The organism is Ruegeria sp. BA2 (assembly GCF_056539605.1).
In genome coordinates this window covers 1-10,146 of record NZ_JBQFVE010000028.1, presented here as the reverse complement: position 1 = coordinate 10,146, position 10,146 = coordinate 1, and the positions used below count along the sequence as shown (strand labels likewise).

Below are 10,146 nucleotides of genomic sequence, written 5' to 3'. Positions count from 1 at the left end.
TCTCGGGCACGCCGCCTAAGATCACAAACGATGAGCCAGACCAACCTGAAAGCTGTCAGCTCAATCGGACCACTTCATTTGATGACGGACAGATCGGACCCGGCTGCACGGTCCCTGCCCCGAAGGAGTCAGGGTCTGCAAACACCGTGCCGATGATTGTCACCGCGCCCGGCGTGATCATCCCAGAGCCAAACTGATTGGGATCTGGGCGGTGTCTGAGTGGATTCTGGACCGCCTGGGGCGCTTAGAAGCCGCCAGCAGCGCTGACAGCGCTGCTATCCGGCTGTGCAGCTGGCGGCGGTGCTTGCGCTGCCGGAGCCGGTGTGGACGCCTGAGCGGGCTGCGCCGCGATCTGCGGGGCGTCATCCTTCAGGATGTCGGGGCGAGGTGCCCACTTCACGATCTCCAAAAACGGAATATTGGTAGATCCGCTCTGCAAGCTGCGCTCTTCCACGCCTGTCATCTGTACGACCGGTAAAAGCACGCCATTCTGGCTGTGCTCAGCCCACTGTGCCTCGATCAGTTTTGCCAGCTTTACAAACGCTTGATACGCGCCAAAGCTGCCTTGCTTCCAGGTGACGGCCTGTGTTTGAGAGGTGGCTACCCGCACCTGAAGGCAGTTCGACCACGTGAAAGCACCATTTGGCTTTTTACTCTCATCAGGGCGCGGCATGGCCTGCGAGTAGTGGTAGGAATACCGTCGTTCGGGCGCTTGACCCTGTGCTCCGTCCTGTTCCCAGCCTAATTTTAGGCTATCCAGGTCGAAGACACAGGGGTTTGTGAAGCCTTCGAATACCTGCTCAAACTTCTGATCATTGGCGTCCTTGCCGCGCATGATCCATGACTTGGGCGAGAACCCCTTTGCGGCGCTTCCGTTGCTGCTCCATGTCATCCATGGACCTTGTGAGCCTTCAGATTGATTTGTTGCGAACATAACGATTTTCTCCTGTTTCGCAGTGGTTGAAGATTGCGCTGTGTCGGGCGCACCCGATTGACTGCTGATCTAGAACGCGCCACAAAGAGCCATCAGTACGCATACGGAATGTGGTTGGAAACGCGCCTGTCGTCTTGGGATGAAGAGGTGAAGTTCTACAGCCGCCGGATCGGACGCATTAACATGCGTCTGGATGAGGTTTCCGAAATCGCGTTCCCCTCAGAAGTCTTGGCAGCGGAGTGAAGAGATGACCCTCGCTATTGCCTTTGTTGCCACCTTTTTAAGCGGTTGCTGCGCTGGTGTCGTAATTGCACGGCTTTTGCGGGCGGCGTTGTTGAATCGAGTTCAGCCATGACCCATAAAAAGTTTACCCCTGCGTCAACCTCCCCCGGTGGCGCATACTTCCCGGCAGGTGGCACCTACAATACCACCACTCCTCATTTCACGGGACACACCTGTCGGGACCAATTCGACGAAAGTACCAGTGCGAATGTAAGTAAGTGCGCGTCAGAGGCCTCTTCCCGGCCCCTGAGGGTGAAAGGCCCTCCACCACTTCAAACACCCTTCGGTCCGGATTTGATCCAGACTATGCGGCAATTGAGGCGGGTTTAGGTGAGTCCTGTTCCCTCAGAAACCGAAAGGCCGCTGGCCGCGAGCTGGTTCTGGAAGGTCCAACTGACACGCTCGGAGCTGACGGAACTGGGCCTGACGCGGATCGACCAGGGGGAACAGACCTTGCTGACGCTAGACCCGGCCCGGACCGAGCTGAAGACCTGCACGCTGGCCGGGACACCGGTCATCTGCATCCAGATCAAGGAGGAATGAATGACGACGCCCCTGACAGCCTTGGAACACGACTTTCCTATCGCTTGAGGCCGTCCGTGGCTCCTAGCGTGGGCATCCAAGCGTTTGTTTAAGTGCTCCGAAAGAAACTTGCTGTAAGTTCGCTCGCTTATCCCGATGCAGCTTTCTAAACTTCCCTCCTTCTTGCCAAGATACGTGTCGGTGGTGTCTGTCACCTCTGTATTTGGACTCAATGGAAGCATTCCTGCTATCAATTTCAGGACGACTGATTTTCCTGCGTTATTCGTTCCAACAAAAAATTTTTTTTGGAAAACGGTGCGATGTATTGAGTTTCGGGACCCAGCCTAGCTCTTTTTTTGCGCTCTCGATACGGCACGCCAGTCCTCTGTCGGAGGCTTGTCCAATAAGCTTTTGGCGCGAGCCGCCATCGCGACCGAGGCAGGATCCCCATTTCGCGCTAGATCTGCAGCCTCGAAGGCGGAAATAGCTCTTTCAAACTGTTTTGCCCGATAGTGCCTGAGGCCTTGTTCGTAAAGTCTGATCCAAACAAGAGATCCCTTAATCTCATCCTGCATCGCGATCAGTTCATAAATCACCAGTTCCTCGGCGCGCCCAAATACCGCCACCGTATCCAACTCGCGAACCACTATGGCGTCAGCCGCCTGGCGCCTCGTCTCGGGCCCGATCAGGATCAAGGTGCCATAGTCTTTGTTGGCGCCTTCCAATCGGCTCGCAACGTTCACCACATCTCCGATTGCTGTGTAATTTAGTCGTTCTTTTGAGCCGATATTTCCCACCAAAGCATCGCCACTATTTAGCCCGATCCTCACGCGCAGGGGGTTGCCAGCTTCATCTTTGATACCAGACGCGTCCACAGCAGCGACAAGGTCCAACGCTGCGCGGCAGGCATGAACTGCGTGGTTGGCATCTTTGCGCGGAGCGCCCCAAAACGCCATTACAGCGTCACCGATGAATTTATCAATCGTGCCACCGTTTTGAATGATCGCCGCTGAGGCCGCGCTGAAAAATGGCTCCATCAAGTGGACAATTTTGGGGCCGAGTTTTTCAGACATTCCCGTGAACCCCGTGACATCGCAAAACAGCACTGAAATCTGTTTCACGTCACCACCCGGCTGCGTCTTGATACCTTCTGCGACCAGCATGCGCACCAGATCGGTGGGCACGTATTTCCGGAAGGCAGACAGTCCCGCAGCCATACTTGCAGTCGCTGCAGATAGATTTTCGAGCTCGGACAGTTTGGAAGGCCGACGTGCGATCCGCTCGACGTCAAAGCGTTCGATTTTGCCCAGATCTTCGGCAATACGGGAAAGCGGGTTTGCCACGATACTGCGGATCAGCCAAATCGCCAGTCCGGTTGCAACAACCACAACAATGATCAACACGTAAATCAGGTTAATCAGCGTTTCATCAATGCTCGAAAGAAAGGCCGCTTCAGGAATGACGGTGGCAACGCGCCAGCCATAAAACCCCAGGGGCGTAAGGGCCACCGCATAAGGCACTCCGTCGATGACGATACGCTTCGTCAACGTGCCCGGTGAATTTGTTTCAGGGTCAGCCAACAGCCTCTCGCCCGAGATCATCGCCGCTTCATATAGCTTGCCCTCGCCCATGCGCGCCGGAGTTGTTTCATCCGCTTGGGCATCGGGTACTGCAATGACTTTTCCATCGGCGTTCAGAATGAACGCCGCACCGAACTCCCCGGGTGCCAGAGTGGCAAGAAAGCGAGACAAACGGTCCGTTTCGATTGCGACGGCCAGAACCCCTTGCCGCGTTCGGTTGACGTCTATCGGACCTGCATATGCGTAAATGGTTTTGTCACTATCGGGAAGGTCTCGCACTTCTATCCAACCGGCAGAGCTGAGGCCCATGAAGTTTTCAAACCAGGCATGTTCGCGCGGATCGTAGGCTGTTTCCGTAAAGGTCCGCTCTTCAAACTGGATGTCACCGGGAATGAAGATGTAGCGGTCTTTACGCAGCATGCGGTCTCGGATCGCGCTGTCGATCTCAATCATCTCAAGCCCGCCGTCACCCAGGCGATGAGACGCGAAAAAGTTTCCATCTGGCCAGCCAAAGAACATCCACGAGATATTTGGCTGCGCCTGCAGTTGGGACAAAAACACAAACTCTCGCTTGTCAGCTTGCCGTGTCGCGATGACGTTCTGGACAAAGATGGTGCGAACGGCAGCCCAGGCAGCCTCGGCTGATCTAAGAGTCACGCCGACCTCGATACGGACGGTATTTGCAATCTGGCCGTTGATTTCAGCCGCCAGCATACGGCTGTTGTCGCGCGCCGTCGTCCACCACAGGGAATGGACGATAAAGGTCGAGACCCCAATGGACACAGCCACCAGAATTGACACCGCAATGCCCACGCTAAATCGCAACTAAATCTCCGAAATCCAAGTCATTTACATCAGTATTGGATTGAGACTGAGATGAGCGCAAAGCTTTCTTGGGTGTGGTGCCGAATTCTCACGCATCTGTTAAGCGCAAGCCTCAGGTTTTGCCAAAGCGGGCACGCTATAAAAATTTGGCGCGTTTGACCTTTAACGCTTTCCCAGATTGATCTGACCCCTTGACCCGGACCGCTAGATCTAGAATCCCTCCCCATTTTTACTCAGCCCCCCACCTTCTGCCACCCGAGCATAGAGTTTCCGCTCTGCTCAACATGCCGGATTGGTATCGCCATGTGAATTGGCCTCCGGTCGCAATATCATCGACCACAAAACAAAACGCGCGAAGCTTTTAGCATTCTCTAAGTTGCCACTGCGACACGTCACTGGATTGGAAGCCTTAGAATTGCCCCAACGCTGAGGCTGGGCACCGAATATACGCGGCCGCGAGTTTGATCGAAGCTGGCCACCCTTTTCATCCCATAAGAAAAGCGAGGTAAGGCAAACGCGGCTGATTCCGGGGCAATCGTGAAGTGGTTCACCGCCCCTCGATGTGCTTCGTCGGGTTCAAGGCGGAAGACCGTCAGGCTGTGTGAAAACCATATCTACTGGCTCAATTCGACTAGTCTGACTTCGGGCCCGACGAGTAATAAAAGGCAATCGCTTGCGCCCGATTTTTGACTGAGAGTTTCTCATAGATGTTGCTCAGGTGAAACTTCACCGTGTTTGTAGAGATCTGCAACTCTTTGGAGAGTTCGCGGTTAGACAGGCCCTTTGCCAGCGCTTCCAGGATGGCACGTTCTTTGCGAGACAAGGTATGAATCGGATCTCTTTGCATTTTCCGCACGTCGATGAACGGAAACACCATTTTGCCAGCCGCCACGTCCGCACAAGTTTCCAGCAGTCCTTCAACCTCTCCTGACCGGGAAGCGAACCCTGCCGCGCCAGCCTGCATAGCGAGGCGCGGAACATCTCCGAAATCATCACCATAAATGACAAAACGAGGTGCGTTTTCTTGTTCGCGTAAAACCTCCATGAGTTTGGCGGCACCCAGGACCGGCAAATTCCACGCGATTACACAAACTTGAACCGGAACCCGCATGACCGCGCCCAAAAACCCTTCGGCGGTTGCAGATGTAGCAACCAGAGAGAATCGCGGATCGCGTTCAAAAATCTCTGACATGGCCGACAACACCAGTGGATTGTTGTCGGCAAGCATAACGGCAATCGGTTGCTGCGATAGCTCTGACATTGATTTTACACCTAAAATTCCAAGATACCACCCATAAGTATGGGCTCTTTCTTGGTATACGCTAGTATTCTTGCCAAAATAGGTAGTAATTGTCCCATACTTTTTGATACCCTAAAGCAGTAGTAAGTTACGTTGCGTGATGATGCAAGCAACGCTTTTCTGATCCACAACGTGATGTTCAGGCGTGATTGAGTGCCCCGACGATCAAGGAGGATCGAATGACTTTCGAGATTTACCCTACGCTCGAAATCCCCGAGACACTGGCGGCTGGCCCGGGTCCGGGCAACACAGACGCCCGAGTTTTGCAGGCCTTCGCGAACGCAGGTGTCGCCGACCACATGCAGGACGACGTTCTGCGTGGAATGATCGAATGCAAACATATGCTGCGACAGATTTGGGGCACAAAAAACTCCTATACCTTTGCTGTCGCCGGTACGGGCTGGAGCGCGCTAGACACAATGTTTTCGGCCGTTATGCCGGGTGACAAGGTTGTGGCTTTCGCCAATGGTACCTTCTCGGGCATTGATAGCCTTACCTTGCGGATCAAGGCTGCGACCCCCGAAGAACACACAGCCAATCCTCTAGACCCGCAAGCTGCGAGTGTTAATGTTATCGAAGTTCCTCACGGACAGTCGGTAACCGGTGAATTGATTGAGGCCGCTCTGGCCGAACACAATCCCAAATGGGCGTTCATGGCGCATTGGGAAACGGGTTCGGGTCGTATCAACGATTTGCGCGGATTCTCGGATGCCTGTGAACGTCACGGCACAATGGGTCTGATTGATGCCGTTTCGTCGCTAGGCGTTGATGAATTCAGAATTGACGATTATCCCGGCGTAGCAGGTTGGGCCTCGTGCCCACAAAAAGGTCTGTGTTGTCTGCCATTGACTTACGCGCCTGTCAGCTTTTCTGACGCTTATATCGATACGATCAGATCAACCGGCGCATATTCATATGTCCACAACCCGATTTTTGAAGCCCGGCACTGGGGTATCGTTGATGGGCGGGATGTCGAGAGAGGAACATATCACCGCACACATTCGGGCTATGCGGTGGCTGCCTTCCACGAGGCACTACGCCTAACGCTATTGGACGGTATGGCCAAGCGGTCGAACTTATACTGGACCCATGAAAACGTGCTGCGCGATGCCGTCACCGCCATGGGTTGCGAAGTGACTTCCGACATGCCCAGCCTCGTTGTTCTGAACCTTCCCCCTGCTTTAGCAGGTCGAGAAATGGAACTGGTACAGAACTGTAGGGCACGTGGGTTCGGAATTTGGCCGACACTCAGCGCGCCAGTGCAAATCCGCATTGGCATCCTCAACCAATTGAATCGAAATGCTATCTGCCAAATCGTGCACCTGTTTGCGGAAGCGATACGGGAACTGGGCGGCGAGGTCGATTTTGAAGAGATAGAAGCGCTGCTCGAAAGCCGATACGGCACGTCGATCGCCGCTTAATCGGACTGCATGAACGGGAGGATTGCAGATGGATATTCATGAGTATCAGGCGAAAGAGGTACTTTCGAATTTTGGGGTCGCCATCCCTTCGGGGGCGCTGGCCTACAGCCCCGAACAGGCCGCATACCGCGCGCGTGAATTGGGCGGTGACAAGTGGATCGTCAAAGCACAGGTCCATGCCGGCGGCCGTGGCAAGGCAGGTGGCGTTAAACTTTGTAACAGCGAACACGAAATCCAAGAAGCATGCGACGAGATGTTTGGCCGCAAACTGGTTACGCACCAGACCGGCCCCGAGGGTAAAGGCATCTATCGTGTCTATGTCGAATCCGCAGTGCCAATAGATCGTGAGATCTATCTGGGTTTCGTCCTGGACCGCTCTAGCCAGCGGGTCATGATCGTCGCCTCGTCCGAAGGGGGAATGGAGATCGAGGAAATATCTGCGGATCGTCCTGATAGCATTGTGCGCTCGATCGTAGAGCCTGCTGTCGGTCTGCAGGAGTTTCAGGCCCGCGAGATCGCATTCAATCTGGGCCTTGAACCTCGCCTAGTGCAGCAAATGGTCAGAACGCTACAGGGCTGCTATGCCGCCTTCAGCGAATTGGATGCGACCATGGTTGAAATCAACCCATTGGTCATCACTCGCGATGACCGCGTCTTGGCACTTGACGCGAAGATGAGCTTTGATGACAACGCGCTGTTTCGCCATCCTCAAATTTCTGAATTGCGCGACAAGAGCCAGGAAGACCCGCGCGAAAGCCGAGCTGCGGATCGGGGGCTGTCCTATGTGGGGCTCGAGGGCAATATCGGTTGCATCGTGAACGGTGCCGGGCTGGCGATGGCTACAATGGACACCATCAAACTGGCCGGTGGGGAACCCGCGAACTTTCTTGACATAGGCGGAGGAGCCTCGCCGGATCGTGTGACTAAGGCATTCCGATTGGTTTTATCGGATAAGAACGTTCAGGCGGTGTTGGTCAACATTTTTGCCGGTATCAACCGCTGCGACTGGGTTGCCGAAGGCGTCGTGCAGGCACTACGCGAATTGGAAATCGACCTGCCCGTCGTAGTACGCCTTGCCGGAACCAATGTCAAAGAAGGCCAAAAGATACTCGCCAAATCCGGCCTTCCTATCATTCGAGCTACGACGCTTATGGAAGCTGCTGAACGGGCAGTGGGCGCTTGGCAGAATGATCTGACCCAAAACACCAAGATGAGGGCTGTGTAATGAGCATTCTCCTCGACCGCGAATCCCGCGTTATCGTTCAAGGCATCACCGGACGTATGGCTCGTTTTCACACCAAGGATATGCTGGAATATGGCACCAATGTTGTCGGCGGTGTTGTCCCCGGCAAAGGTGGAGAAACCGTTGAAGGCGTGCCCGTTTACAACACCGTGAAAGAGGCCGTCGAAGCCACGCATGCAGATGCAAGCCTTGTGTTTGTACCGCCCCCTTTTGCGGCGGATTCTATCATGGAAGCTGCCGACGCAGGTATCCGCTATTGCGTTTGTATCACCGATGGCATCCCGGCTCAGGATATGATCCGCGTTAAGCGATACATGTATCGCTATCCCAAGGACAAACGCATGGTGCTGACCGGCCCGAACTGCGCCGGAACAATCAGCCCCGGTAAGGCACTGTTAGGCATCATGCCTAGTCACATCTACCTGCCTGGCAGTGTCGGCATCATTGGCCGCTCGGGCACGCTTGGCTATGAGGCTGCCGCACAGTTGAAAGAGCGCGGGATTGGTGTATCGACCAGCGTCGGTATCGGTGGTGATCCAATCAACGGGTCTTCGTTTCGTGATATTCTCGAGCGTTTTGAACGGGATGAGGACACCGAGATTATCGCCATGATCGGTGAGATCGGAGGGCCGCAAGAGGCTGAAGCGGCGGAATATATCCGCGATCATGTCACCAAGCCGGTTGTGGCTTATGTCGCAGGTCTGACTGCACCCAAAGGGCGAACCATGGGCCATGCAGGTGCGATCATCTCAGCCTTCGGTGAAAGCGCGTCAGAAAAAGTCGAAATCCTTTCAGCAGCGGGTGTAACAGTTGCCGAAAACCCTGCGGTCATCGGTGAAACGATCGCCCGTGTCATGGGAAAGGCCGCGTGATGGTTAAGCCTTCGGTTCTTGTCACCCGTCGTTGGCCTGCCGCCGTCGAGGCGCAGTTGACCGAGCACTACAACGCTGTCCTAAATACCGGGGACAAACCAATGTCTCCGGCCGAAATCCGCGATGCTCTGAAACTCTATGACGCTGTTCTGCCTACGGTCACGGATTCGCTCAGCGCGGAGGCGCTAGACGTGCCGGGGGCCCAGACCAAAATCCTGGCCAATTATGGCGTGGGATACAGCCATATCTGCGAACCATCGGCGCGCAATCTTGGGATGACCGTGACCAATACACCGGATGTCTTGTCCGAATGTACGGCCGATCTGGCCATGACATTGCTGCTGATGGTTGCCCGTCGCGCTGGCGAAGGCGAACGCGAATTGCGCGCTGGTAATTGGTCCGGTTGGCGTCCGACCCACCTTGTCGGCACGAAGGTCAGCGGCAAGACGCTTGGCATTATCGGCTTTGGACGGATCGGTCAGGAAATGGCGCGGCGCGCGCATCATGGCTTTGGCATGAAAATTCTGGTCCAGAACCGCAGCGCAGTGTCGGCCGAGGTGCTGAAACAGTTCAACGCAATGCAGGTTGAATCGGTAGATGACCTGCTGCCAAAATGCGATTTCGTCTCATTGCATTGCCCCGGAGGATCGACGAACCGGCACCTGATCAACGGGCGCAGGCTCGACCTGATGAAGCCTGACGCATTCCTTATAAACACCGCACGCGGCGAAGTTGTGGACGAGCGCGCTCTGGTTCAGTCGCTGATGTTCGACACGATCGGCGGCGCGGCGCTGGATGTCTTTGACGGCGAACCCCGGATCAGCCCGGACCTGTTGCAATGCGATAATCTGGTGATGTTGCCTCATCTGGGTAGCGCTACACGCGAGGCGCGCGAAGCCATGGGGTTCCGCGTTTTGGATAACCTGAGCGACTTTTTTGCGGGCCGCACTCCGCGGGATCAGGTGATCTGAGCGTAACCTGCATTGACAAGCACTGATTTCCCACGCGCCAGAACAAGGGCGCCAGTCTGCCTTGTAAAGGAGATAGCATCCGTGAACGCCCCGCAACGCACCCAAGGTTTCTTCACCCAATCGCTTGCTGATCGTGACCCTGAGCTGTTCGGCTCGATCACGTCCGAATTGGGTCGTCAACGCGATGAGATCGAGT

At 55.2% G+C, this 10,146-nt stretch carries 10 protein-coding genes; 7 read left to right on the top strand and 3 right to left on the bottom strand.

The window, feature by feature from the left end; genetic code table 11:
* Positions 1–197 (top strand): hypothetical protein (locus tag ACR0NN_RS25065; RefSeq protein WP_480685848.1); only part of this gene is annotated, 197 nt, incomplete at its 5' end.
* Between the two features lie 47 nt (positions 198–244).
* Here the strand turns inward: ACR0NN_RS25065 and ACR0NN_RS25060 are convergent.
* Complete coding sequence (locus ACR0NN_RS25060) at positions 245–934, bottom strand: hypothetical protein (RefSeq protein WP_170728028.1); 690 nt, start codon at positions 932–934, stop codon at positions 245–247.
* Between the two features lie 57 nt (positions 935–991).
* On the opposite strand from ACR0NN_RS25060, the gene ACR0NN_RS25055 reads away from it, so the two are divergent.
* The gene (locus tag ACR0NN_RS25055; protein WP_170728027.1) at positions 992–1,177 is read left to right on the top strand and encodes a hypothetical protein; all 186 of its coding nucleotides are present in this window, start codon (positions 992–994) and stop codon (positions 1,175–1,177) included.
* Between the two features lie 369 nt (positions 1,178–1,546).
* Positions 1,547–1,759: a hypothetical protein gene (locus ACR0NN_RS25050; protein WP_170728026.1), complete on the top strand. Its 213-nt coding sequence runs from the start codon at positions 1,547–1,549 to the stop codon at positions 1,757–1,759.
* Between the two features lie 323 nt (positions 1,760–2,082).
* Here the strand turns inward: ACR0NN_RS25050 and ACR0NN_RS25045 are convergent, their stop codons facing one another.
* Positions 2,083–4,107 (bottom strand): adenylate/guanylate cyclase domain-containing protein, encoded by a 2,025-nt coding sequence (locus ACR0NN_RS25045; RefSeq protein ID WP_480685845.1) that lies wholly within the window; start codon positions 4,105–4,107, stop codon positions 2,083–2,085.
* Positions 4,108–4,774: 667 nt separating this feature from the next.
* Entirely contained in the window at positions 4,775–5,404 is a 630-nt protein-coding gene (locus tag ACR0NN_RS25040) for a response regulator transcription factor (RefSeq protein WP_170728025.1), read from the bottom strand.
* A 218-nt stretch (positions 5,405–5,622) separates the two neighbouring features.
* Between ACR0NN_RS25040 and ACR0NN_RS25035 the strand changes: the two genes are divergently transcribed.
* The 4 genes from ACR0NN_RS25035 to ACR0NN_RS25020 are packed head-to-tail and all read left to right on the top strand — an operon-like array spanning position 5,623 to position 9,950.
* On the top strand, positions 5,623–6,864 hold the full coding sequence (locus tag ACR0NN_RS25035; protein WP_170728024.1) for a pyridoxal-phosphate-dependent aminotransferase family protein: 1,242 nt from the start codon (positions 5,623–5,625) through the stop codon (positions 6,862–6,864).
* A 28-nt stretch (positions 6,865–6,892) separates the two neighbouring features.
* Positions 6,893–8,089, top strand: a complete 1,197-nt coding sequence (locus tag ACR0NN_RS25030) for a malate--CoA ligase subunit beta (RefSeq protein WP_170728023.1) — start codon at positions 6,893–6,895, stop codon at positions 8,087–8,089.
* Positions 8,089–8,979: a succinate--CoA ligase subunit alpha gene (gene sucD, locus ACR0NN_RS25025; protein ID WP_170728022.1), complete on the top strand. Its 891-nt coding sequence runs from the start codon at positions 8,089–8,091 to the stop codon at positions 8,977–8,979. Before ACR0NN_RS25030 ends, sucD begins: the two co-directional genes overlap by 1 nt.
* Complete coding sequence (locus ACR0NN_RS25020) at positions 8,979–9,950, top strand: 2-hydroxyacid dehydrogenase (protein ID WP_170728021.1); 972 nt, start codon at positions 8,979–8,981, stop codon at positions 9,948–9,950. The genes sucD and ACR0NN_RS25020 overlap by 1 nt, the downstream gene beginning before the upstream one ends.
* Positions 9,951–10,146: the final 196 nt, after the last annotated feature.

Bases quoted from the DNA above. Each gene is read 5' to 3' on its own strand.
- ACR0NN_RS25030 (WP_170728023.1), top strand. From the start codon at position 6,893: ATGGATATTCATGAGTATCAGGCGAAAGAGGTACTTTCGAATTTTGGG.
- ACR0NN_RS25020 (WP_170728021.1), top strand. From the start codon at position 8,979: ATGGTTAAGCCTTCGGTTCTTGTCACCCGTCGTTGGCCTGCCGCCGTC.
- ACR0NN_RS25060 (WP_170728028.1), bottom strand. From the start codon at position 934: ATGTTCGCAACAAATCAATCTGAAGGCTCACAAGGTCCATGGATGACA.
- sucD (WP_170728022.1), top strand. From the start codon at position 8,089: ATGAGCATTCTCCTCGACCGCGAATCCCGCGTTATCGTTCAAGGCATC.
- ACR0NN_RS25040 (WP_170728025.1), bottom strand. From the start codon at position 5,404: ATGTCAGAGCTATCGCAGCAACCGATTGCCGTTATGCTTGCCGACAAC.
- ACR0NN_RS25035 (WP_170728024.1), top strand. From the start codon at position 5,623: ATGACTTTCGAGATTTACCCTACGCTCGAAATCCCCGAGACACTGGCG.